Annotated in this window: 20 protein-coding genes; 17 read left to right on the forward strand and 3 right to left on the reverse strand. The window is 36.8% G+C overall.

All coding sequences use genetic code 11. The features are described from left to right. Positions 1-79 precede the first annotated feature (79 nt). The 6 genes from MKX49_RS01040 (at position 80) to MKX49_RS01065 (ending at position 5,972) form a co-directional block, all read left to right on the forward strand. Entirely contained in the window at positions 80-1,084 is a 1,005-nt protein-coding gene (locus MKX49_RS01040; RefSeq protein ID WP_063595204.1) for an LLM class flavin-dependent oxidoreductase, read from the forward strand. An 86-nt stretch (positions 1,085-1,170) separates the two neighbouring features. Next, positions 1,171-2,004, forward strand: a complete 834-nt coding sequence (locus tag MKX49_RS01045) for a MetQ/NlpA family ABC transporter substrate-binding protein (RefSeq protein WP_063595203.1) — start codon at positions 1,171-1,173, stop codon at positions 2,002-2,004. Positions 2,005-2,047: 43 nt separating this feature from the next. After that, positions 2,048-3,127 (forward strand): methionine ABC transporter ATP-binding protein, encoded by a 1,080-nt coding sequence (locus tag MKX49_RS01050; protein WP_336863820.1) that lies wholly within the window; start codon positions 2,048-2,050, stop codon positions 3,125-3,127. Then, the gene (locus MKX49_RS01055) at positions 3,069-3,719 is read left to right on the forward strand and encodes a methionine ABC transporter permease (RefSeq protein WP_063595201.1); all 651 of its coding nucleotides are present in this window, start codon (positions 3,069-3,071) and stop codon (positions 3,717-3,719) included. Before MKX49_RS01050 ends, MKX49_RS01055 begins: the two co-directional genes overlap by 59 nt. A 35-nt stretch (positions 3,720-3,754) precedes the next feature. Further along, positions 3,755-4,603 (forward strand): MetQ/NlpA family ABC transporter substrate-binding protein, encoded by an 849-nt coding sequence (locus MKX49_RS01060; protein ID WP_252270290.1) that lies wholly within the window; start codon positions 3,755-3,757, stop codon positions 4,601-4,603. Between the two features lie 16 nt (positions 4,604-4,619). After that, positions 4,620-5,972 carry an LLM class flavin-dependent oxidoreductase gene (locus MKX49_RS01065; RefSeq protein ID WP_251541435.1) on the forward strand — a complete coding sequence of 451 codons (1,353 nt, stop codon included), beginning with the start codon at positions 4,620-4,622 and terminating at the stop codon, positions 5,970-5,972. Positions 5,973-6,112: 140 nt separating this feature from the next. On the opposite strand, the gene MKX49_RS01070 is transcribed toward MKX49_RS01065, so the two are convergent. Both MKX49_RS01070 and MKX49_RS01075 read right to left on the reverse strand, forming a co-directional pair. Further along, the gene (locus tag MKX49_RS01070; RefSeq protein WP_336863822.1) at positions 6,113-6,898 is read right to left on the reverse strand and encodes a glucose-1-dehydrogenase; all 786 of its coding nucleotides are present in this window, start codon (positions 6,896-6,898) and stop codon (positions 6,113-6,115) included. An 18-nt stretch (positions 6,899-6,916) separates the two neighbouring features. Next, positions 6,917-7,768: a GRP family sugar transporter gene (locus MKX49_RS01075; RefSeq protein WP_063592162.1), complete on the reverse strand. Its 852-nt coding sequence runs from the start codon at positions 7,766-7,768 to the stop codon at positions 6,917-6,919. 210 nt (positions 7,769-7,978) lie between these two features. Here MKX49_RS01075 and MKX49_RS01080 point away from each other — a divergent pair, with 210 nt between their 5' ends. After that, positions 7,979-8,539 (forward strand): thioredoxin family protein, encoded by a 561-nt coding sequence (locus MKX49_RS01080; RefSeq protein ID WP_318292250.1) that lies wholly within the window; start codon positions 7,979-7,981, stop codon positions 8,537-8,539. Positions 8,540-8,724: 185 nt separating this feature from the next. Here the strand turns inward: MKX49_RS01080 and MKX49_RS01085 are convergent, their stop codons facing one another. Continuing rightward, positions 8,725-9,270, reverse strand: coding sequence for a helix-turn-helix domain-containing protein (locus MKX49_RS01085; RefSeq protein ID WP_034305549.1), 546 nt, complete (start codon positions 9,268-9,270; stop codon positions 8,725-8,727). Positions 9,271-9,675: 405 nt separating this feature from the next. On the opposite strand from MKX49_RS01085, the gene MKX49_RS01090 reads away from it, so the two are divergent. From MKX49_RS01090 to MKX49_RS01135, 10 genes are all read left to right on the forward strand, one after another. Then, positions 9,676-9,915, forward strand: coding sequence for a PLD nuclease N-terminal domain-containing protein (locus tag MKX49_RS01090; protein WP_034305547.1), 240 nt, complete (start codon positions 9,676-9,678; stop codon positions 9,913-9,915). Continuing rightward, the gene (locus tag MKX49_RS01095) at positions 9,912-10,817 is read left to right on the forward strand and encodes an ABC transporter ATP-binding protein (protein ID WP_048679037.1); all 906 of its coding nucleotides are present in this window, start codon (positions 9,912-9,914) and stop codon (positions 10,815-10,817) included. The genes MKX49_RS01090 and MKX49_RS01095 overlap by 4 nt, the downstream gene beginning before the upstream one ends. After that, positions 10,814-11,602 (forward strand): ABC transporter permease, encoded by a 789-nt coding sequence (locus MKX49_RS01100; RefSeq protein ID WP_340874319.1) that lies wholly within the window; start codon positions 10,814-10,816, stop codon positions 11,600-11,602. Before MKX49_RS01095 ends, MKX49_RS01100 begins: the two co-directional genes overlap by 4 nt. Positions 11,603-11,651: 49 nt before the next feature. Beyond that, the gene (locus MKX49_RS01105) at positions 11,652-12,368 is read left to right on the forward strand and encodes an ABC transporter ATP-binding protein (RefSeq protein ID WP_034305539.1); all 717 of its coding nucleotides are present in this window, start codon (positions 11,652-11,654) and stop codon (positions 12,366-12,368) included. Then, a complete protein-coding gene (locus tag MKX49_RS01110; protein ID WP_340874320.1) occupies positions 12,343-13,935 on the forward strand; it encodes a hypothetical protein in 1,593 nt (530 codons plus the stop codon). Before MKX49_RS01105 ends, MKX49_RS01110 begins: the two co-directional genes overlap by 26 nt. An 88-nt stretch (positions 13,936-14,023) precedes the next feature. Beyond that, the gene (locus MKX49_RS01115; protein ID WP_034305533.1) at positions 14,024-14,311 is read left to right on the forward strand and encodes a transposase; all 288 of its coding nucleotides are present in this window, start codon (positions 14,024-14,026) and stop codon (positions 14,309-14,311) included. 360 nt (positions 14,312-14,671) lie between these two features. Next, positions 14,672-15,382, forward strand: coding sequence for a 4'-phosphopantetheinyl transferase family protein (locus MKX49_RS01120; RefSeq protein ID WP_340874322.1), 711 nt, complete (start codon positions 14,672-14,674; stop codon positions 15,380-15,382). Beyond that, on the forward strand, positions 15,373-16,032 hold the full coding sequence (locus MKX49_RS01125; protein WP_340874324.1) for a hypothetical protein: 660 nt from the start codon (positions 15,373-15,375) through the stop codon (positions 16,030-16,032). Before MKX49_RS01120 ends, MKX49_RS01125 begins: the two co-directional genes overlap by 10 nt. A 12-nt stretch (positions 16,033-16,044) precedes the next feature. Beyond that, entirely contained in the window at positions 16,045-23,580 is a 7,536-nt protein-coding gene (locus MKX49_RS01130) for an amino acid adenylation domain-containing protein (RefSeq protein ID WP_340874326.1), read from the forward strand. Positions 23,581-23,590: 10 nt separating this feature from the next. After that, positions 23,591-23,857: a phosphopantetheine-binding protein gene (locus MKX49_RS01135; RefSeq protein WP_053533736.1), complete on the forward strand. Its 267-nt coding sequence runs from the start codon at positions 23,591-23,593 to the stop codon at positions 23,855-23,857. The last annotated feature ends 21 nt before the right edge of the window (positions 23,858-23,878 follow it).

Below are 23,878 nucleotides of genomic sequence, written 5' to 3' on the forward strand. Positions count from 1 at the left end.
TGTTAGGATGAATTTCAATTACATTAAAACAACTAATTCGATTTGTTAACTCGGTATTAATGATTGGAGAGAAAGTCATATGAGTTTTAAGCTTGGAATATTAGATCAAAGCCCCATTTTTCCTGGGAGTTCAGCAGTTGATGCACTTAAGCAAACCGTAAACCTAGCTCAAAAAGCTGAAGAATGGGGATATACCCGTTTTTGGGTATCGGAACATCATCATATGGAACAAGTTGCTGGATCTTCACCGGAAGTATTAATTTCTTATTTATTATCGAAAACCACATCCATTCGTGTAGGTTCGGGAGGTGTCATGCTTCAACACTACAGCCCTTATAAAGTCGCTGAAAATTTTCATGTTTTATCCACTCTTGCCCCGGGCAGGGTAGATCTTGGCATTGGTAAAGCACCAGGTGGATTTCCTTTATCAACAAAGGCGTTACAATTTGGAACTGTGAATGATGGAAAAGATTTTGGGGAACGTGCATCCTTATTGCAAAAGATAATTGAAAATTCAATCGATGATGTTCACTTGCTCTCTGGTATTCAAGCAACACCGATACCGCCTGAAAAGCCAGAAACCTTTCTGCTTGGTGCAAGTTCAGACAGCGCTCAACTAGCCGCTAACCTCGGAATGGATTTTGTATTCGCCAGATTTATTAATAGTGATGATACCAAGCTGTATGAAGCGTCTTCTGCTTACCGAAGCAAGTACCCAGAAGGGCGCTTTATCGTATCAGTAGCGGTTGTGGCAGCTCCTACCCAACAAAAAGCAGAGGAGCTGGCAAGCGAACACAAACTATTTAAAGTTCATCTACAAAGTGGCCGGACGCTGACAGTTCAATCACGTGAGCAGGCTGAGTCATTTGAGAAGCAGGCTGGTGAAGCTTACGAAATAGAAGAGCAGACCGCAAGTGTTATTGCTGGAACTCCAGGATATGTTAACGGGATTTTAAAGGAACTTCAGAAAGTTTTTCAAGTGGATGAATTTATTTTGCATACACCGCTTCGAAGAGAAGCAGAACGGATCCAATCCTTTCAGTTGTTGAGTCCGCTTCTCTTAGGGGAAGAGACTAACATATAGAGGAAAAGAAAAGATCCAGAGGGCATGAAGAAGCTGATAAATGTTTGTTATTCCAATATAAAAGGATAAAAAAGGAGCGAGAAACATTGAAGAAAATTAAATGGCTGTCCGTTACTGTTTTAACAGTAGTATTGCTGGTATTAGGAGCTTGTGGAAGTAATGAGCAAACATCATCGGGGAGTAAAGGAGACAAGGATGAGGAAGTGACTTTGAAAATTGGTGCAGCCTCAATACCACATGCAGAAATTTTAGAGTTTATCGCACCGGATTTAGAAAAACAAGGCGTGAAACTGGATGTAGTGATTTCTACGGATGGTATTCAAACGAATCAACAAACAGCAGACAAAGAATTGGATGCAAACTTCTTCCAACATACCCCTTACTTAGAGCAAGTAAATAAAGATAGTGGTTTGAATTTGGTTAATGTGAAGGGTGTACATATTGAACCATTTGGTGTCTATTCCAAAAAAATTAAGTCTATAGGTGAATTGTCAGACGGAGCGAAAGTAGCCGTACCGAAAGATCCAGTAAACTTTTCGCGATCGTTACAGCTTTTTGCGGCAAATAATATCATTGAGTTGGATGCTTCCAAGTCAGGGGATTATACGATTGAGGACATTACAAAAAATGATAAAAAAATAGAATTCATTCCAGTCGATTCCCCTCTTTTAGTTCACTCGCTAGATGATGTGGAAGCATCGGCCATTAACACAAACTATGCTCTGGAAGGACGGTTAAAACCTCTCGATGATGCACTGATAATTGAAGGGAAGGACTCACCTTATGTAAACATTTTAGTTGCTCGTCCAGACAATAAGGACGATAAAGCGATCCAAAAGCTTGCGAATGCATTAACGACGGAAAAGGTCAAAGAATTTATTTTTGATCAATATGAAGGAGCCGTCGTGCCCGCGTTTTAAGGGGTGTCTATACCAAGCTAGTTAATAAGAGGAGGTGGCCACTTTGATAGAATTTCGTCGGGTTTCAAAAGTTTTTGATGGCGGGGAGAAGAAAATTGAAGCGTTAAAGGAGATTAATATAACCGTTGAAAAAGGGGATATATTCGGGGTTATCGGTTTTAGTGGAGCCGGAAAAAGTACACTCATCCGAACTGTGAATCTACTTGAATATCCTACTTCAGGTGAAGTGATTGTAGAAGGAAAAGACCTTGCCAAGATGTCTGAAAAAGATTTGCGTGAAGCTAAGAAAAATATTGGCATGATATTTCAGCATTTTAATTTACTTAATTCCAAAACAGTCTTTGATAATGTGGCGATGCCATTATTGTTAAGTAAAAAAAAGAAAAAAGAGATTGAAGAACGAGTTAATGAGATTCTCCGCTTTGTTGGTCTAGAAGACAAAGCAATGAACTATCCAAATCAACTTTCAGGTGGACAAAAGCAGCGTGTCGGGATTGCCCGTGCTTTGGCTACAAACCCTTCGATTTTATTATGCGATGAAGCAACATCGGCATTGGATCCACAAACAACAAAATCAATCCTGAATCTGTTGAAACGGATTAATGAAGAATATAAAATTACAATTCTAATTATCACGCACGAAATGGAAGTGATTAAAGAAGTTTGTAATCGGGTTGCAGTGATGGAGGATGGGAGCGTGATTGAATCAGGAAATGTGATCGATATTTTTGCCCGTCCACGAACAGAAACAACACGTAACTTCATTCGATCGGTTGTTCGCGATGAAGTGCCATCAAGTGTATATGGATTGCTCAATGAGGATGCCTATTTCAGTCGAATTTTTAAAATTGATTTTTTGGGATTGAGCTCTGGGCAGCCTATCGTTTCAAAAACAGCGAAGAGGTTTAGTGTGGAAATAAACGTTCTGTTCGGCAATATTACTGAGTTACAAGGCATCCCATTTGGTAATTTAATTGTTGAAATAATAGGAAATGAAGATGAAATTGATCGGGCATTACAGTTTATAAAGAATCAAAATGTCAAAGTGAAGGAGGTTACGAAGGATGGAAGTAAGCAAAGAGCTCATTTTAAACGCCTTGTGGGAAACTCTGTACATGGTTAGTATTTCACTTTTTTTTGGAAGCATCATTGGAATATTCTTAGGCATTTTATTGGTTGTAACAAGAAAAGGTCATATTTATGAAAATAGATTTATTTTTTCTATCGTGAATCCGATTGTAAATATTTTCCGATCGATTCCGTTTATTATCTTGCTTGTGGCGATTATTCCATTTACAAGACTAATGGTTGGTACGTCGATTGGTACAACAGCAGCAATTGTGCCACTCGTGCTTCATATTGGCCCATATATCTCAAGACTTGTGGAGAATTCGCTATTGGAAGTGGATGAAGGCATTATTGAAGCCGCGAAAGCCATGGGAGCAACGCCGTTACAAATTATTTTCAGGTTTTTAATGCCTGAGGCTTTTGCGTCATTAATTCTAAGTATAACAACTGCAACAATTGGGTTAGTGGGCGCTACAGCCATGGCAGGAGCTATAGGTGGCGGTGGACTTGGAGATGTAGCGATAACATATGGCTATCAACGCTTTAGCACTATTACGATATTCGTCACCGTTGTAATTCTAGTAATTGTTGTTCAGGGAGTACAAAGTTTAGGAAATATATTCGAACGGAAAATTAGAAGAGTGTAGTGGCGGTAGTGTACAAAGGGAGAGTGGAATGAATGATGAAAAAATGTATTTTACCTATACTGCTTATCTTGGGGGTGTTATTGGCAGGTTGCTCAAGTGATTCAACGAATGCAGGAGGGAAACAGAAAGTGAAGGTAGGTATTAGAAATTCTGAACTTCGAACATGGGAATTTTTAAAGGAACAGGCTGAAAAAGAAGGGGTGGAAATTGAACTTGTTAATTTCTCTTCGGCATATGATCCGAACGAAGCGCTGGCAGAAGGGGATATTGATATCAACGCCTTTCAACATGTTGCCTATTTAGATTCATTTAATGCGAACAATAATACAGACATCGTTCCAATTGGGACTACGATTATTGCTCCTCTCGGTTTGTATTCAAGCAAATATAAATCGGTGGAAGAGATCCCAAATGGTGCACAAATTGCTGTGCCCAATGACCAAGCTAACTGGGGAAGAGCTTTATTGCTATTACAAGAAGCAAAACTCTTAAAGGTTGTGGATGACTTTGACGGGAATGGTGGACAGGACAAAATAAAGGAAAATCCGAAGAAAATCAAAATTGTTCCTGTCGATGGTGCCAGTGCCCCGCGTGTGATGGAAGATACAGCTGGTTCGGTGATTAATAATGGAGTTGCGGTAGAAGCGGGACTAAATTTAAAAGATGCTCTTATTTATGAAAGTAGTACTGCAAAGCCTTATATTAATATCATAGCGGCTAGGAGTGAAGATCAAGACAATGAAATTTACAGAAAATTAGTTGATCTCTATCAATCAGAGAAAACGGCTAAATTTATTGAAGAAACTTACAATGGAAACTATATTCCAACATTCATTACCTTGAAAGAATTGAGCAGTTATAAGGAGATTTATTCTAATAAATAAGGAAGGAGAGATTAGAATGGCTCAAGACAGACAGATGAAGTTAGCTGCTTATCTGATTGGAACAGGTATGCATGTTGCGTCGTGGCGGCATCCGACATCAAATCCGAATGCAAGTATTGATGTGAAAGCTTTGCAAAGACTCTCGAAAATTGCAGAAAAAGGGAAATTTGACCTTGCCTTTGTGGCAGATAGTTTGGCCATTAATCATGAATCGCATCCTCAAATACTTAATCGATTTGATCCTATTGTACTAATTACAGCATTAGCTGCAGCGACAGAAAAAATCGGCATTGGGGCGACAGCTTCTACAACGTATAGTGAACCATATGTACTCGCTCGCCAATTTGCTTCTGTTGACCATATAAGCGGCGGACGGGTGGGATGGAATGTTGTTACTACAGCTGATGCGACCGGAGAGACGGCCTTGAATTTCAGTCGTGATAAACATTTGGCACACGATCATCGTTATGAACGAGCGGAGGAGTTCATCGACGTTGTCCAAGGATTATGGGATTCGTGGGAAGATGATGCGTTTGTGCATAACAAAGAAACGGGACAATTTTTTGATCCTGATAAAGTGCATGAGCTTCGGTATAAAGGCAACTATTTTTCGGTAAAAGGTCCGTTGAATATTGCACGTTCGGCGCAGGGGCAGCCGGTTATCATTCAAGCGGGTGCGTCTATACCAGGGCAGCGATTAGCCGCTCGAACAGCCGAAGTCGTTTTCACACATTGGGATAACATTGAAGAATCCAAACGATATTATCAAGAATTAAAATCGTCTTTAATGGCCTTTGGAAGAAGCGTGGAAGAGCTTCACATCCTTCACGGCATTTCCCCTATTATCGGAGAAACCGAGGAAATAGCCATTCAAAAATACAATAAACTCCAAAGTCTCGTCGACCCTTATGAGAGTTTGAAATTCGTTTCTGGTTATATGGGCAACGTGGATTTTTCAAAATATTCTTTAGATACACCAGCGAAGGATGTTGAATTTCCATTAGTAAATAGCATACAAAGTAACTTTAATGAAATGAAGAAAATTATTGGTGAAGAAGACATAAAAGTGGGTGAATTATATGCGAGATTTTTCAGTCCTGCCAGACGAGATAGATTTGTCGGTACACCAACTCAAGTAGCTGATGAAATGGAGGTATGGTTTACTGAAAAAGCTGCAGATGGCTTTATGCTTCAATTTCCATTGTTACCAGGCGACTTAGAGGATTTCGTCGAGAAGGTTGTTCCCATTTTACAGGAGAGGGGTTTGTTCCGTTTGGACTATGAAGGAGACACTCTCCGTGATCACCTTGGATTAAAGAATCCAAAAAATCGCTTTGCTAATGAAGAAATATCAAATTATTTGGAATAAGGGATATCTCGTATTTTCATTAGAATCATTAAAGTTATATATAATGGGAGTCCAAAGGAATGAGGGACATAGGAGAAATCCTAGTCCCTCAAATTCTTTTCTCCTAAATATCAACCGCTACTAAAACTAACAAGTTAAGTTCAGCCTCTTCCTGCTTGGAAACCTGGATATTTGGTCATTCCGCCATCAGCATATAAGGTCAAGCCCGTTACATAGCTCGATTCAGCGGAAGCGAGCCAAGCGGCACAAGCGGCAATTTGTTCCGGTTTTCCGATGTATCCCATCGGTATCAGGTCGATTACTTCTTGTTTAGCTTTCGGGTCATTGAATTTTTCGGCATTGATGGGTGTGTCGATTGCACCAGGTGAAATATTATTAATGCGGATCCCTTTAGGAGCATATTCAAGTGCAAGGGTTTCTGTCATCATCTTGACTCCGCCCTTACTTGCTGCATAGTGGACAAAATGAGGCCAAGGTATCCGGTCATGAACGGAAGACATGTTAATGATATTGCCCTTAATGCCATGATCGAGCATATAACTGATTGCTTCCCTGCTTGCCAGGAACATCCCCGTTAGATTTACATCGATGACTTTCTGCCAATCTTCAAGAGTCAATTTTTCGCTGGGCACTTCATTTTCAATACCAGCATTGTTGATCATGATGTCGATTGTACCAAAGGTGTCCACAGCGAAAGAAAGCAATTTCTTCACATCCGCTTCCTTTGAAACGTCACCTTGAATGGCTGCGGCTTTCCCGCCTGCAGCTTCAATCATTTTGATGATTTCTTTATGGTCGCCATTTTCAGTGTGATAATTTAATACTACATGTGCTTTTTCTTTACCGAACCTTTCGGCCATGGCTTTTCCTAATCCTTTTGCCGCGCCAGTGATCACGACCACTTTTTTCTCTAAATCTTCATACATCATTCAGCTCTCCTTTGATTATTCTTTTGTAAAGCCAATCATGATTCCGCCAGCAATTACGAGTACACATCCGATGATGACAAAGGCCATTTGCTTTTTGGATTTTTTCTCTCCTAAAAGAAAGATGCCGCCTAAAGTGGAAATGACGATTCCCATTTGGGAAAATGAGAATGCGATGGCCACGCCCACTTTAGGATTAGCGAGCAGGAGACCGATATTACCGACAGCCCACATCATTCCGGTAAGGATATTTCGTCCGGCATACTTATTAAACGGTTTATGTTTGATGGAAAGGAGCAAGGCAGCCAGGAACATGCCAATTGCTTGCGGCAGGATCGCCGACCATCCGTCAACCTCATTCCATCTGACGACGATGACATATGTAACATAACCCACCGTAGAAATGGCAAGGTAAAAAACCCCTTTTTTCATGCTTCCTTCTTTTTTGTTATCACCATCGCCATAGCTTGTCAGCAAGACACCTGTAATCAAACAGATGATTGCAACAATGCCGATGATGATTGTCATCTTGTCATTCCATTCCCTGAAAATGATAACCGCAAAAAATGTATTTCCTAGAATTTGCAGTCCTGTTGAGATTGGAACGGTTTTCGATACCCCGATTTCCTTGACGCTATTGAATTGAAATAACTGCCCGAATGCCCAGCCTATCCCGGAAATGATGCCGACAATCCACACTAGACTGCTCCATTCCGGCGGATTGATGAAAGACATCATGATGGCGAACAGTAATGAACCGATTGTAATGCCAAGTGTTTGATTATAAGAGTTGCCTCCGAGTTTTTCGGAAACAAGCACTAAGCTGCCCCATGTCAATGCAGGGAGTAGCGCAAAGAGAAAGCCTTCCACAAAATTTCATCTCCTAAACTAGAAAACAATGTTTTTATCAATATAAAATAGTTAGTAAGCTATTGAATGTATGTATAGTTTTCCCTTTACACGGGAAAGAAAACATGGATTTAATTTACCAATTTGTCATTTTATTTTTCGGTGTGGAAACAATGAAATAATAAGTGGTTTATGGTACTTTTAATTTAAAAAATAGTTAGGAGAAATACGATGACGACACTGAATGAATGGTTTGAAAAGGGGATTCCTGCTCAAGAATTTGTATCTTCGATGAAAGTTCATAAAGAAAACTTACAATCGATCCAGCAAGGTTTTTCCACTTCTGCAGAGGACCAAGATTTTTTTGATGCATTAAAGAAGAAGGAACTTCGAGTTATTGTCATTACTGAAGACTGGTGCGGAGACGCGATGATGAATATTCCTATACTGCTGAATATATCTGAAGCGGCAAATATCGAAACTCGCATGATTTTACGAGATCAAAATCTTGAACTGATGGATCAATATTTAACGAATGGAACAGCGCGTTCGATTCCCATTTTTATATTCATTGATAAGGATGGTGAAGAAAAAGCTGTTTGGGGACCTCGTGCACCAAAGGTACAAGAGTTCGTAATGGAGTTAAGGTCTGACCTGCCTGCCAAGGATGATGAACGTTTCGAGGCAGAGCAAAAAGCAGTTATTAAAAAGATAACTGCGGCTTTTGCTGAAGAAAAACACCTGTGGGACGAAGTATACGGCAGTATAAAGGAAACATTGGGGAGCTGCTGATTGCGGGTGCATCACTTTTAGTCATGTCCCATAACGGGTGGTAAGCCCATTATGGAATTTATAGGGCTGTTTCAAAACATGGACTGCAACCTGACTGGTTGGTGAATATATAGATATGTTTCCTAACGGTTTTTTCTATAATATTCGTTTTTGAGTCCAAGGTTTTGGAACAGCCTTTTCATTTTTTATGATTCTGGAATAATTGTAACGCCGATTGTTCGAATAGGAGAGTCTTGTTTCGCACTTTGATTCGTTGCTTTGTAGTATTTTAACATTAGATCGTTCAATTCATTTTGGAAGTTAAGGAAGCTTTCATCATCAAGCTTTAGTTCTAAAAGGGAAAAGGTTGAACCATCTTCTGCGCAGTCTCTTTCTTCCAATTTAGTAAGATAGTTTTGATATTGGGTCATAAGGGATAATTGATAATAAGAAAAATAGTTCACCTTTTTTTCATTAGAGGATTTTTTCCATTCTTCCCCGCTAAGTCGTGCTTCTTCTTCATTTAAAACGTAGTATTTTTCGGAAACGGATCTCACTTTTTTCTCTTTTACTATGCGAATGACCCCTGAATCCAAAAGAACCTGTATATGTCTATATAATGTTGCTTGGGGTACATCTTTAATGATTTTTAACATTTCTAATGGTGTTAAACCATTTTCCCTATTTCTCATTAAAGCTTGGGTAATCTTTATTCTTACTGGGTGCATTAAAATTTCAGCTTTATTAATCATCTTATTCTCCTCACATTGGAAATTATAACTGGATAATTTTTAGTGAACTTTCCTGTTGGTCATGAATAATAAGTTTAATTCGTCATATATTGTAATGTTTGAATCATTGTCATTTAAATAAAAATGACACGGTTCGAAAAATAATAGTACCGAAATATTTTTTCGAAGTAAATAATAAGTATTTTTTAATTATTTTAATTTTTTTAAAAAATGTCTACATGCAATGAAAATTAATAAATATCGCTATATTTTTATTATTATTCATTATGATAATATTATCATTATAAATAACAATAAAAACTAAAACAATATTTTATTAAGAAAAAAATAGGTGCAAAATTCCAAATTAGATGTTATCATTATCGATAATGATAATAATATTTCGTTACCAAAGGAGTGGTATATATGGAATTGCATTATGGATGGAACGAATTGAAAGATATTGATTTCATGTCTATTCTGCCGATCATTTTACCGGTAATTGCAATTGGAATGATTTTAGTGCTTATAGCATTAATTGATTTATACAGAAATCGAAAGACGAGGAAAAATGTTTTATTGTGGACACTCATCATTATTTTTGCAAATACTATCGGTCCAATTCTGTACTTCGTTATCGGTAGAAAGGACAGTGAAAGAATATGAAATTAGAAATTAAAAATGTTACAAAAAAATTCAAAGAAAAAACAGCGGTCAATAATTTTTCAATGGAATTGCAATCAGGGGAATGTGTTGGATTGATTGGACCAAATGGGGCTGGTAAATCGACACTGATAAAAGTGATTGCAGATATTATAGATCCAAGTATGGGAGAAGTATTGCTTGACGGTAAGAAAATTTCAAAAATGAAAAAGGAAATAGGCTACTTACCACAATATCCTAACTTCTTTCAATGGATGACCGCCAAAGAAACCCTTACTTTCATGGGGCAGCTTTCGGGTATCAAGAGGGAAGAATTATTAAACGGCATCCCAGAGATATTGTCGAAAGTGGGGTTGAGCGGGGAAGAGAATTCAAAGGTACGGACTTTTTCGGGCGGAATGAAACAAAGGCTTGGTATTGCACAGGCGCTGTTACATAAACCGGCATTGATTGTCATGGATGAACCGGTTTCGGCATTAGATCCCATCGGCCGGAGAGAAGTGTTGAATATCATAAAAGAGATAAAGAAAGATACGACAATTTTATTATCGACGCATATATTAAGCGATGCAGAAGAAATATGTGAGAGGTTTGTCATTATAAAAAGCGGTAAAAAAATTGAGGACACAACGATGTCAGAATTATTGAATAGGAATAGCGGAAATAAAATCAATGTCGACATAACCTCTAAAAGTCAAAAATGGATTGAAAACGTTAAAAGCTTGAACTTCGTCAAAGGTGTAGAGGTAATGGGAAATAAATTGAAGATAGAAGTGGAAGATATTGAGTCAAACAAGAATATGTTACTGGCCAATGCTTTGGAGCATAATGTTGATCTTGTCAGGTTCGAAATAGATAACGATACATTGGAAGAGATATTCTTAAAATTGGTGGTGGAAAAATGAATAATTTTGCCGTTTTAGCTAAAAAGGAATTTGTTCAGATGGTACGTGAATTTAAAGTGATTTGGCTGCCGCTTGTATTTATATTTTTAGGAATAACTCAACCAGTTGTAAGCTATTATTTACCTTCAATATTAGAGGCACTGGGCGGGGGCCAAGGGATCACCATTGATCCAAGCATGGCTGCCCAAAAAGGCGGCGAAGTTCTTGCCAGTACTTTAGGGTCTCAATTTGATCAGCTAGGGGTCATGATCATCATCGTTTCAATGATGGGAGTCGTTCAATCCGATAAAGCAAATGGGATGCTTGCTTTCATACTTACAAGGCCTGTGACGGTTGGATCTTATATAAGCGGGAAAATCATTTCCAATTACCTGTTTGTTGCCTGCAGTGTGGCATTGGGATATTTGGTTTCATATCTGTATGTAGTTTTTTTGTTTACGAGTGTTGATTTTGGGGATTTAATAGTGGCTTTACTGTTCTATCTGCTATGGATCCTATTTATCGTTTCATTCACGACGATGATCAGTACCATTTTTAATAGCCAGGGTATCATTGCATTAATTTCGATAGTATTTCTCCTCGGCTGTAGAATCATAGTTGGATTAAGTCCGGTAATAGACAATGTGAATCCGGCAAGCATGAGTAAGCATGCCATGGAAGTACTGATTTTAGGCACAGTCAATTCACAGGCGGTTTGGGGCGCATTAGCTGCACTTGCATGGACGGCAGTAACGATATTGATAACGAACCTATGGATTTCTAAAAAGAAGTTCAATAATGAATAAGTTGGGGATGGAAATGTGTTAATCATGAAGAGATGGGAGGATGATAACTTTGTTAAGCATCACAGATTTGGAGAAAAGCTACTCGGCCAAGAAGATTTTGAATGGTGTAAATCTAGAAATCAAAAAAGGGGAAACCTTAGGTTTTATAGGAGCAAATGGTGCAGGGAAAACCACGACGCTGAACATTATTACAGGCATTTTAGATTCAGAAAATGGAAAGGTTGAAATAAATGGCCTGACCAAAGAAGACGGCATTGAATATAAAAAACAATTTTTCTTCATTCCTGATACTATCAATGTGTTTAACAATGTTTCGGGATTTGATTGGATTCGTTTCTTGATGAACCTATATGGAAATGATGACAAAGAACGGTTGGGGAAATATATCAATCGGTTTGGGATGCAGGAGTCCATTAAAAAGCCAATGGGAAGTTATTCTTATGGAATGATGCATAAGGTATCCCTGATAGCGGCTTTTACCATTAATCCCCCGATCATCATTATGGATGAACCATTGAACGGATTAGATCCAAACGCTGTTTTAGTTTTTAAGGGGTTAATCAAACAATATGTTGAAATGGGCGGTACAGTGTTTTTCTCGACGCATCTGCTGGATGTGGCGGAGAAAATTTGTAATACAGTGGCTATTTTAAAAGAGGGAAAAATCATCCTGCATGATGAGATACAAAATATAATAGGTGAAAGTTCATTAGAATCTACCTTTATGGAGGCTCAGGTATATGAAGGAAAAACTTCAGTTAACTAGATTTTTCGTTTCTTCCTTCTATAAAATGCCCAAGCAGACAATGTTGCAGGCTGTCCTGATAATAGCCGTTTTTTATATGTTTTTGCAGCTGACTGTCGTTAACGCCGTTGTTTATTTTCTTGGAGATACCCAGGTCTTCCTATTTTATAATTTAACGATTTCCAGCATTCTCGTCTTTGCGTTGGTTTGCTATTTGTCCACATCACAAATATTTTCTTATGATGAATTTAAAGTATTGGCACCTCTACCACTCACCTATAAGGAAATATCAAGGGCCAAAGTGTTAAGTAGCTTATGGGTCCCGATCATCTTATCAATGATGATCCAAGTGCCAACATTAGGCTTCTTGATAGTCGATCTAAAGTTTATCGAAGCGATTAAATTAATCACGTTTTTACCAATTGTCAATGGTTTAACGGCTTTGTTCCTGCTTTTTATCCTATCGTGCATGAATAGGCATTATTATAGATTCAAAAGTAAAGTAGCATACTTAATGGTTAACATTGCTATCATCCTAACGCTTATGATTATTTCCATTGTATATTTTGCAGGAAAATCATCAGTTGCCATTTCAAAGGTCATCTCGGAAATAGATTTGAATTCTTTTGAAGGGATAAAAAACTCGTTGGAATTGTTAATGAGACATATATTTGAAACCGCAAATATGATTCCAGTGATCAAATGGATATTGGATGCTTTTGTATCAAATGAAATAACCGTTCAATTTTTCATTATTTATATTTCGATAATGGTAATAGGTTTCCTTTTGTATTCAATGATTATAGAGAACATTTCTGTTCATTACTTTAAAAATGGGATATTGGGAAACAACAAAACGAATATGAAAAACTCAAAGGTTAATATATCAAAAAATCAATGGAGTAACTATTTACAAAGAGAGATATGGATCATTAAGTCTGAAGCATATTTTAAGATGCAAATCGCTTTAGGTCTTCTTTTGCCTCCGATCTTTTCACTTGTCATGTTATTGCTGATTCAGAATGAAGTATTCCCGAATTATTTGAATATAACGAAAGAGGGAGTCTTTGATAAATACTTTTCCTATTCGGTCCTTTTCTTGTGTTGTATAAATAATATAAGCGGAACCCCATATTCAAGAGAAGGTAAATACCATTATTTACTGAAAAGCGTCCCGTTTGATGAAAAATATGTTTATTTTTCTAAAGTGATATTTTCATCAATAATCAGTATTATAGCCGTGGTGATCAGCTTTTTGATATTTGCCCTATTTGGCTATTGGGAAATGGAAAATGCAGTCATGTTATTAATCACTTCTTGTTTAGTGGTTTGCTATAATCTTCTAACACCATTATATGATATGAAAAATCCTAGTATTGAATGGGAGAACCCATCTGCTGCAATTAAATCCAACCCCAATGTATTAATAAGCCTGCTTTATGGATTGCCATTATTGATCTTGGTAACAGCGATTCATTTTGGCTTGGTTTGGTTCAGTGTCCAACCCCTGATTGGAGCGCTAATGATTTTAGTGATCGCAATAGCGATCAATTCCATTTTGATTAATAGATTGAAATTAAATTTATGAAAGTCTTTATATTAGAAAAACATTTTCGTTTGATAAAGGAAGTACAGAAAATCGGCACTAAATAAATTTAAAAAAGGAGTGTCTTATTATGGGGAAGCACCATGATAAAGATTTTAAAATTTATGCTGCTCGATTAGTATTGGAAGAAGGCAGAAAGCCTAGAGAATTGGCCGAAGAACTTAATATATCCATACCTACATTAAGAAATTGGATCAATATCTATAAAGAAACAAATGAAGTTGGCTCGGCGGACTCCAGTAATGGTTTTTCAGGGCTCAGTATGAAAGAGGAAAAGGATAAAATAATTAAAGATCTACAAGAAGAGAATGAGATATTAAAAAAGGCCATGCACATTTTCATTAAACAACCAAAATGATTGAACAGTATTAAAGCCATATTCTATTTTTCACAAATTATAGTGAAAAATAAAATATGGCTTTTTTAATTAGAAAATTTCAAGTTGCTTTTTTCATTCTAAATTTCACACGATAAGTCCTATGAAAATACTACTAAAGTAGAAAAATAATAAAAATTGGTAAAGTTATTATGTAATGTAGATAATTTACAAATTTTTAATGGACTCGGTAAAATTGTTGTGATAAAGTGTTATCGATAATGATAATAGGTAATATTTAACCCAGAAAATGAAATAATTGTTTTAAAAAAGAAATTTTAGAGGAAAAAAATGGAGAAAAAATGCGGAATTTCTAGAAAAAAGAGGGGAGGGAAATTATAATTGATTGAATATTTTATGAATAAGAAAAAAATTTATAAATCTTATATCAAGTTTTATGAAGCTGATTCAGTCAATTTGGACTATATTGATGATATTTTCAACGAAAAAGAATGGAATTATCTAAATTTGCAAAATGGTCCCAAAAGATCCATCGAAGCAAAGAAAAGTTTGTACTTTGGAAAAAAAGCAATTATGGAGTTTTTAGGTATTGGTTTGGATGAAATAAAGAATGTATCCCTGTTGAAAGGAGTCTTTGGACAGCCGGTCATTATTACAAGCTTGTTCTTATTAATGAACATAGGTATATCCATCACACATACGGATAAAACATTCGGAATATTGCTTTTTGATCAATTGCATCCAATGGGAATCGATATTGAGACTAAAACGAAATCCGATTCTGAATTTTTAGAAACCTACTTAACGGAATCCGAGAAAAAAATGATTAAGGAAAGCGATGGTGTTTTAAGTAAAGAAGTTTTCTTTAGTGCAAAAGAAAGTCTATCAAAGATACTAAAAACAGGATTGACCTCTCCACTTGAAATCTATGAAATTTCCAAGGTTGATATGGATCAAGATAGCATCTCACTTTTCTATAAAAATTTTACCCAATATAAATCAACGGTTGTACTCGTGAATGATGAAATAAGGAGTGTTACCTTTCCGATAAATTCTACGAAAATAATTGAGGGGGAATACCAATGGAATTGAAAATGGAAGCGAATGCTGATTTAAAAAACAATAACAGATTAGTACAATATCTTTTTAAAAAAGAGGAAAGAGTTCACAAGTTAATCATTTCGTTATTGATACTCAGTTTAATAGCAGGTGTCGAAACGACGCTTTTGTTATATTCTGCAGATCAAAAAGGGATGAACGTATTAAATGGCATGTCCATTTCAGAGATCGGGGCAACGAGTTTTGCCATTAACACAATTGTAATGGGAGCTCTTGGATTATTGGTTACATTCATCATTCAAATATTAATTGTGTGCCTATTATTTTTAGTTTTAAAAGAAAGGCCGGTAAATATAAAAGGGATTTGCCAAGCCGTCATAAATGCAGGGATATGCATCGTGATTGGATCTGGTGTTAATGCAATCATCGCATTATTGGTTAAGAGCAAGGAAACGACATTCACTAGTTTATCCTTACTGGTACATGATAAAAACTCCATCCTTCACACATTCATGGCCGAGTTTGAGTTGTTTTACATTGTCAGTTTAATTCTATTCAGCTATAGTCTCGAAAAATTGGCGCTCATTAAGAGAAGAAACGCATGGATCATAACGATTGTAATCGCTTTGGTTTCTTTGTTTTTTCATATGTTGACAGTTGCATCAGGCACATATTTAAAATAATGGGGGAAAATGATGAATATGAATTCTTTAGCGAATTTATTTGAAGAAAGTGTCAGGAAATATGGAGACAATATTGCAGTAAGAAATAAGGATATGCAATTTACATATAAAGAAACTAATATCTTGGCAAATAAAATGGCAATGTACATAAAGGACAAAGGGATAAATAAAGGAGACAACGTCGGAATCTATATTGAAAAATCCGAGCATGTTTTATTTTTGATCATAGCCCTGCTTAAATCGGGTGTTACTTATGTACCTATCGACCCTAAAAGTCCTGATGAAAGAGTAAAGCATATAATAAAGAATTCAGAATTGAAGTTATTAATTGGGGATAAAAGCCGGATTAGCGACATTGATTGTAATTATGTATCCATTGATGAAGTGATAGAGAATTCAAAAGAAATGACAGGTGAGAATCTACATACTTTAATTGACCCAGAGGATCCAGCCTATATCATTTTCACATCGGGCTCTACAGGAAAACCTAAAGGAGTTTGCGTTTCACATGAAAATGTCATGAACTTATTTTATGGCTGCGACGATTTGTTCGAATTTACTAATAAAGATAAATGGACATTTTTCCATTCCTACGCATTTGATTTCTCCGTCTGGGAGATGTGGGGGGCTTGGATATATGGCGGAGAAGTTGTAGTGGTTTCATTTGAAGAAAGCAGAAATCCAATATCCTTTGTTGAATTATTGATAAATACACAAACAACCGTTTTTAATTGTACGCCAAGCGCTTTCTTCGAAGTGAGTGGTGAGCTCCTAAATCGTCAAAATGATTTAAGTTTAAAATACATTATTTTTGGAGGGGAAGCATTAAACTTCAAGAAATTGACGCAGTGGTTTTCTCCCGAAAATGGCAGGCTGCCAAAGCTAATAAATATGTATGGAATAACAGAAACTACCGTTCATGTAACATACAAAGAAATCGCCAATAGTGATGTGGAAAAAGGAATGACCAATATCGGAAAAGTCCTGCCTCATCTTGGATTCAAAGTGATGAATCAAAATGGACAAGAAGTAACTGGAGATGAAGAGGGCGAGTTATACGTTTCAGGAAAAGGTGTATCGCTTGGCTACTATAAAAATCCGATGATGAATGAGATGAAATTTACGGATATTGATAATGTCCGCTACTATAAGTCAGGGGATGTAGTGAAACTGTTGGATGATGGTGATCTGCAATATATCTCCAGGAATGATGAGCAAGTGCAGCTAAGAGGTTTCAGGATTGAATTAGGGGAAATTGAGAGCGCGTATAATGAATTGCAAAACATCAAGAATGCAGTTGTTACGATGGATCAAGCGTTTAACGATGATATGCATTTATTTTTATACTATGTTGCTGATGAAGAATTAGCTGCTGATTATTTGAGGGAAAGTGTAAAAAGCTCATTGCCAGCGTATATGATACCAAGCTTTTTTATCAAGGTGGACAACATCCCCCTAACTGTAAATGGAAAACTGGATAAATCATTATTACCAAAATTCATAATAAAAGACTGTGAAGCTACACCGAATATCAAGAGTCCAGCAGATGAAACTATAAGTGAAAAAGTAAGGGAATTGGTTGTTAGTATCATAGGCAATGGGGTTATAAAAAATAATCAGTCGCTACTTGAAAGTGGAATGAACTCATTATCGATAATGAGATTGATTGTCAATATTAAAAATCAATTTCAGATTGAAATTGCTCCTTCCGTTTTATTGGAAAACGATACGATTATGAAATTATCCGAAGTCATAGAAGCTCGTCAAAAAGAAGAGGTAAAGCAAGATTATACACCTATCCATATCAATGTCAGAAATACATACCCTTTAACATATGAGCAAGAAAATTTGTGGTTCATTCATCAAACCAATGTGGACAAATCATTATATAACATCGTTTTTTCGTATGAAATAGCAGGTGAAGTGAATGAAGGAAACCTGGGATTATCGTTAAATAAGCTAAGCAATAAACATCAAATTTTAAAAAGTGTCATTAGGGAAGAAGCTGGAATGGGCATCTTGGTTTTCGATGAGTCGATTCATCATGTTATTAATTATTTCGATGTTTCGGATCTTCCTTTAGACATGCAGGAAGAAAAAGTGAATTACTTCGTGAAGGAAGAAGCGGAACGGCAATTTGATTTAGGAAATGGTCCCCTCCTATCAATTACGTTAGTGAAGAAGAATGAAAGTGAATATCAATTATTATGTAACATCCACCATATTATTTTTGATGGTTGGTCGATTCCAATAATGATCAATGATTGGTTTTCCATTTATGAGGAAATCGAGAATGGCGACCGAAATGATAGAGATAACCAAGCAATCCAATATGGAGATTATGCTTTATGGCAAAAAAACTCACCAAATTATGTAACAGGTAAGGATAATGAGTTCTGGAGCAATGAAATAACGGCATTACGGCAAAAGTCTTTTTTACAATATGATCATCAAAAAACCGGAGAAGGTAAAAGCGCGTCCGATATTATCAGCTTTTTGTTACCTAAAGAAATTAAAGACAACCTGGAAAGCCTTCATAAAAAAACGAAATCGACTTTGTTCATGAGTTTACTTACCGCCTATCAAACCTTTTTATCGGTTTACTTTGATGAAGAGCAAGTTGTCGTCGGCAGCCCTTTGGCGAAGAGAAACCATGTGGATACTGAACAATTGATAGGATATTTCGTCAACACCTTGCCCTTTAAATTACATGTATCCCAGGAAGATTCATTTGAAGGGATTTTGCGAAAAAACATAAAAAAAATTGCAGGTGTTTTTGACCATCAAAATTTACCTACTAAGGAGATTTTGAAATATTTATCGGCAGAAAGAACCATGGAAAATACGCTATTGTTCGATACAGTATTTGTCCTGCAAAATAACCAAAAAGAAAAGCTGGCATATAGGAATTTCAAGTTAAAACCGAGAAAAATCAATACCTTTAAAGCTAAATTTGATTTGGTTGTTCAGGCAGAAGAAATGGATGAGGATGAATTAGTCATTTCATTTGAATTCAACAACTCATTATTTAATAAAACGACGATTCAAAGAATGGCTAGTAATTTTCAGCATTGGCTGTTAGAGATTACAACCAAGGCAAGCAAGCGAATAAAGGACATTACCTACTTAGAGCCTGCACAGTTGCGATCATTAATCGAAATGGGGACAGGCAATGTAACTCAAGAAGTGGAAGATCATCGTTTTGAAGATGTAATAACCAGGTTTGAGAATAAAGTGAGTACAAATTTCAATGATGTTGCCATTGTTCATGGTGATGATCAGGTGACGTATAGCGAGTTAAATGCCCGGGCAAATCAAGTGGCACAACGCTTATTCCTAAATCATGTAGGTGTAGAGGATAGAATTGGGATTTTTATGGATCGATCGATCAATATGGTTACGGCCATTTTAGCCATTATGAAAGTTGGGGCGGCATATGTGCCTTTGGACCCGTCACAGCCAGAGTCACGGCTGAAACATATGATTGAGGATTCTCAAATCACATATTGCTTAAGTAATGAAGAAGGACTTCCAAAGTATCCCGGTGAAGAAGGAAAACTATTATGTATCGAAGACATACTAAAAGAACGGGAAATGGAGTGCTCAGAATTCCATTCAAGAAAGATATCGGAAAGTGATCTTGCCTATATCATCTACACTTCAGGAACAACGGGAAAACCTAAAGGGGTCATGATTGAACATGGAGGGTTGGCCAACCTCTGTAATTGGCATATCAATTATTATTCAGTAGATGGAAAGGATGCAGCAGTACTGGTTTCGAATACATCTTTTGACGCTTCCGTTTGGGAGATATTCCCTTATCTGACGAATGGGAATAAACTCCTGATACTGGATTACTATGATTTATTGGATGTAGAGATCCTTTCGGAGAAGATGGAAAAGGAGAAGGTAACACTCGCGTTTTTTTCAACTGGGCTGCTCGAGCAATTATTTATTAACGATATGAAATTTCCAGAATCAATCAGAGCTATTTTGACAGGGGGAGATCGTTTAAAAACGATACCCGAGCGTTTGAGCTTTGATTTATATAATAATTATGGTCCAACGGAGGGCACGGTCGTTGCGACAGCATATAAGGTACTTCCAAGTGATGATACAGTGATTCCAATCGGAAAGCCAATATTAAATGCAGAAGCATACGTGTTCAATTCCAGGATGAAGCCTGTTCCTAAAGGTCAAATAGGCGAGCTGTATATCGGCGGGAAAGGCATTGCAAGGGGATATATAAATAATCCGGGGAAAAACGATGAAAGTTTCATTCAAAATCCGTTCAATCCCTCAAGGAAACTATATAAAACTGGAGATTTGGTTAAGTATGCCGAAGATGGAAATCTACTCTTTGCAGGCAGGGCTGATGACCAAGTGAAAATACGCGGATATCGTATCGAACTTGGGGAGGTCAGTGCAGTTTTAAATAAATGCCCTGGTATAAAGGATTGCTTTATAGCGATAAAAGATGAATCTAAATCGAAGAAATTCATCATGGCCTATTATATCTCCGACAATGTCCTTGAAGAAAATTATATTCGGGATTATATGAAGAATCATCTTCCCCATTATATGATTCCTTCTTATTTCATTAAAATGGAGTCCTTTCCGCTAACCGTTAACGGCAAAGTGGATGCGAAGAGCTTGCCGGATACAAAAACGAACCCGGAAGGAACTAACAGTAAAAGTGTCATGAATGGAACGGAACAAAAATTGTTAAAGATATGGAAAGAGGTGCTGAATAATCAGGAAATAACCATCTTTGATAACTTTTTCGAATGTGGGGGAGATTCCATCCTAAGCATTCAAATTTGTTCACTTGCCAAGAAAGAAAATCTTCTCATCACATCAAAAAACATCTTTGAAAAACAAAGTATCGAAGAGCTGGCAAAGGTTGTGGAATTGACGGGCGATGTAACGATAAATCAGTCTGATGTTTTTGGAAAGGCACCATTTACACCTATTCAAAGTTGGTTTTTCACTCAACAAATAAATAATTTTAATCATTGGAATCAATCTGTAACGTTAAAGGGCTACCCGCAATTGAATGAGAAAGGGCTGCAAAGAATCATGGCCCATATCGTCAGACATCATGATGGGCTCAGATCAAGGTTCAATAGAGAAGAATCATTTTCGCAGGTGGAAAAGCAAATCGGCCCGTCTGAAAATTGGACTTTGAATTACGTAAATCTATCAAACCTGAATAAGGACCAACAGGAACGGGAAATAGCTAGACTCGGGATCGGTGCACAACAGGGCATCAACATTTCAAACGGACCACTAATGAAAATAGTATGCATCAATACTGGGCAAAACGAGCATGTAATCATTTGGATCATTCATCATTTACTTGTTGATGGGGTTTCCTGGAGAATCTTGATCGAAGATTTTGACCGGCTATATATTCAAGATATAAACAATCAGGAACTAAAACTGGATAATAAAACGACATCATATAAGGAATGGGCGAATAATCTCAATGAATATAAAAATAGCATTCCTTTAGGCATTAAAGAGTACTGGCTGAATGAACATGAAACGGTATATGAAAACGCCCTGGTCAAAACAGGAAATGTTTACGATGGAAAATCATTTGAAATGAAACTGAATAAAGAGATTACAAACAAAATCTATAATGATATGACAAAAACGTATAAAGCATCTATCGATGAAATATACTTATCCATTTTCGCAGCGCTAATCGGGAAATATTTTAATAAAAAAGATATTCATTTTACTTTGGAGGGACATGGTCGCGAAGAGTTATTTGCAGGTGTCGATCTGTCCAGGACAGTAGGCTGGTTTACGACCATGTGCCCGGTTTATATAGAAAATAAAGAATCGATTTCGAACACGATTCAAGGTACAAAGAAAAAATTAAGGTCCCTGCCTAATAAAGGGATTGAGTATGGGATCATAACCGAATTATGCGGCGAGACACATATGAAACAAAATAGGCCGATCATCAGTTTCAATAATCTAGGTAGATTTCATCAAAACAATGAATGGGCTGCAAAAGACGTCACCTTTTTTAGTGAACAAGATATTCAACATAATTCCTATACCGAACATGAAGTCGATATCGAATTGCTTGTAGTGAATGAGGAGCAAACCATAAAAATAAACTATAACAGACATTTCGTAAGAGAAGATTTTGAGCAATATATGCAACACAATATGCAGGAATTGTTACGGACATTGGAAGAAGAAACAAGGGGAAAACAGATGTACCGTCCGGAAGACTTTCCATTGGTGGATATGCCTGAAGAGGAATTTAACCAACTCTTGCACAAAGAAACAAGAATTGTTGATATTTATGAATTGACGGCTTTGCAAAAAGGGATGTTGTACCATAGCTTGTTTGATAGTGAAAGCAGCCAGTATAAAGTGCAGCTCATTTTTGATATTAAAGGTTTTCTGGACGTCGAAAAATTAACCAATGCCATTGTGACAACTGCAGGGAAACATGACATTTTAAAAACCAAATTGTATTCAAGCAGAAAAGGGGTATTCTACCAACTGTTAATGAGTTCCATGGATACCGAGATTGAATATGAAGAAATGATCGATCATCAAGAGAAGTTTGAAAAGTTGTTAGCTGATCAATATAAGATCATAGATATCGAGAATAATAAGCTGAATCGCTTCATGATCGTTAAGCTTGCGGAAAATCAATACCAATTAATATGGACATTCCATCATATTATTATGGATGGCTGGAGTTACTCGATGGTGATTAATGACATTTTTGCTGCTTATCATTCAATAACACCATCATCATCCGTGAGTCCTTCATTTAAAAAGTATGTTGAATATATGAAAGATTATACAAGTAATAAGGAACTGCGGGACTATTGGGCAGGAAAGTTGGAAGGTGCCCGAAATTCCGGATCCAGTTTAATGGGAGTGCAAGAAGGCGAGGGGTACATTGAGAATAGCTACTTGAAAGTATTGGATGAAGAATTAAGTGATTCCATTCAACGATTCTGTCAGGAATACAAGATTACCATGAATACTTTCTTTCTAACCATTTGGCTAGCCACTTTGAAAGAAATAAAAGGTACGGAATATGTATGCTGCGGCGTAGTGACATCCGGCAGGAATATTCCTATCCAAAATATTGAGGCAATGGTTGGTCCATTTATCAACACTGTGCCGTTCATCAAGCATATCAGCCATGAAAAGACCTACATGGAAATACTGGATGAGGTTCAAAATGAATTTTTGGAATTAAGTGCCTATGAGAATACACCTTTATCAGAGATTTATGAGTGGGCTAATTTGGAAAACCAACTATTTGAATCATTATATGCTTTTGAAAACTATCCGATGAAACTAGCTAATATTGATGAAATCAATGTTAGTTTGAAAGAAGGACGGGAAACGACCCATTATCCAATCGTCATCATCATCACCCCTGGTTCAAGTGTTCAAATTAAATTTAATGAGGCAGCGGTCAATCCAAAGTTAAGGTCATCCGTACTTTCTATATTTAATCAAATCTTAAGTGAAATGCTGGAAAAATCAAAAGTGAAATGAGGGGAAATATATGGAGACAACAATTGCGGTGAAGGAAAGGTTAATTGAGGAAAAACTTATTGGATTTTGGAAAGAAATTTTAGAACAAGAGACAATAGATACAGATTCCAACTTCTTTGACTTAGGGGGGAATTCCCTTTTAGCGATGCAATTTATTCAAATGGTGAAGAATAACCTGGGAGTGAGATTACCAATCAAAGTGATGTTCGAACAATCCACCATCAAGGAACTATCAGTACTCATCAAACAATTGGACGATATGCATAAGTTAAGTTGAATGGAAAAGAATTGAGGTGTT

Source organism: Peribacillus sp. FSL M8-0224, assembly GCF_038003055.1.
In the GTDB taxonomy this organism is placed as follows: domain Bacteria; phylum Bacillota; class Bacilli; order Bacillales; family DSM-1321; genus Peribacillus; species Peribacillus frigoritolerans.

Coding starts and splice junctions, on each gene's coding strand:
- MKX49_RS01110 (WP_340874320.1), top strand. CDS start 12,343: ATGAAGGAAAAACTTCAGTTAACTAGATTTTTCGTTTCTTCCTTCTAT.
- MKX49_RS01090 (WP_034305547.1), top strand. CDS start 9,676: ATGGAATTGCATTATGGATGGAACGAATTGAAAGATATTGATTTCATG.
- MKX49_RS01055 (WP_063595201.1), top strand. CDS start 3,069: ATGGAAGTAAGCAAAGAGCTCATTTTAAACGCCTTGTGGGAAACTCTG.
- MKX49_RS01095 (WP_048679037.1), top strand. CDS start 9,912: ATGAAATTAGAAATTAAAAATGTTACAAAAAAATTCAAAGAAAAAACA.
- MKX49_RS01100 (WP_340874319.1), top strand. CDS start 10,814: ATGAATAATTTTGCCGTTTTAGCTAAAAAGGAATTTGTTCAGATGGTA.
- MKX49_RS01070 (WP_336863822.1), bottom strand. CDS start 6,898: ATGTATGAAGATTTAGAGAAAAAAGTGGTCGTGATCACTGGCGCGGCA.
- MKX49_RS01060 (WP_252270290.1), top strand. CDS start 3,755: ATGAAAAAATGTATTTTACCTATACTGCTTATCTTGGGGGTGTTATTG.
- MKX49_RS01065 (WP_251541435.1), top strand. CDS start 4,620: ATGGCTCAAGACAGACAGATGAAGTTAGCTGCTTATCTGATTGGAACA.
- MKX49_RS01085 (WP_034305549.1), bottom strand. CDS start 9,270: ATGATTAATAAAGCTGAAATTTTAATGCACCCAGTAAGAATAAAGATT.
- MKX49_RS01125 (WP_340874324.1), top strand. CDS start 15,373: ATGGAATTGAAAATGGAAGCGAATGCTGATTTAAAAAACAATAACAGA.
- MKX49_RS01080 (WP_318292250.1), top strand. CDS start 7,979: ATGACGACACTGAATGAATGGTTTGAAAAGGGGATTCCTGCTCAAGAA.
- MKX49_RS01040 (WP_063595204.1), top strand. CDS start 80: ATGAGTTTTAAGCTTGGAATATTAGATCAAAGCCCCATTTTTCCTGGG.
- MKX49_RS01130 (WP_340874326.1), top strand. CDS start 16,045: ATGAATATGAATTCTTTAGCGAATTTATTTGAAGAAAGTGTCAGGAAA.
- MKX49_RS01115 (WP_034305533.1), top strand. CDS start 14,024: ATGGGGAAGCACCATGATAAAGATTTTAAAATTTATGCTGCTCGATTA.
- MKX49_RS01135 (WP_053533736.1), top strand. CDS start 23,591: ATGGAGACAACAATTGCGGTGAAGGAAAGGTTAATTGAGGAAAAACTT.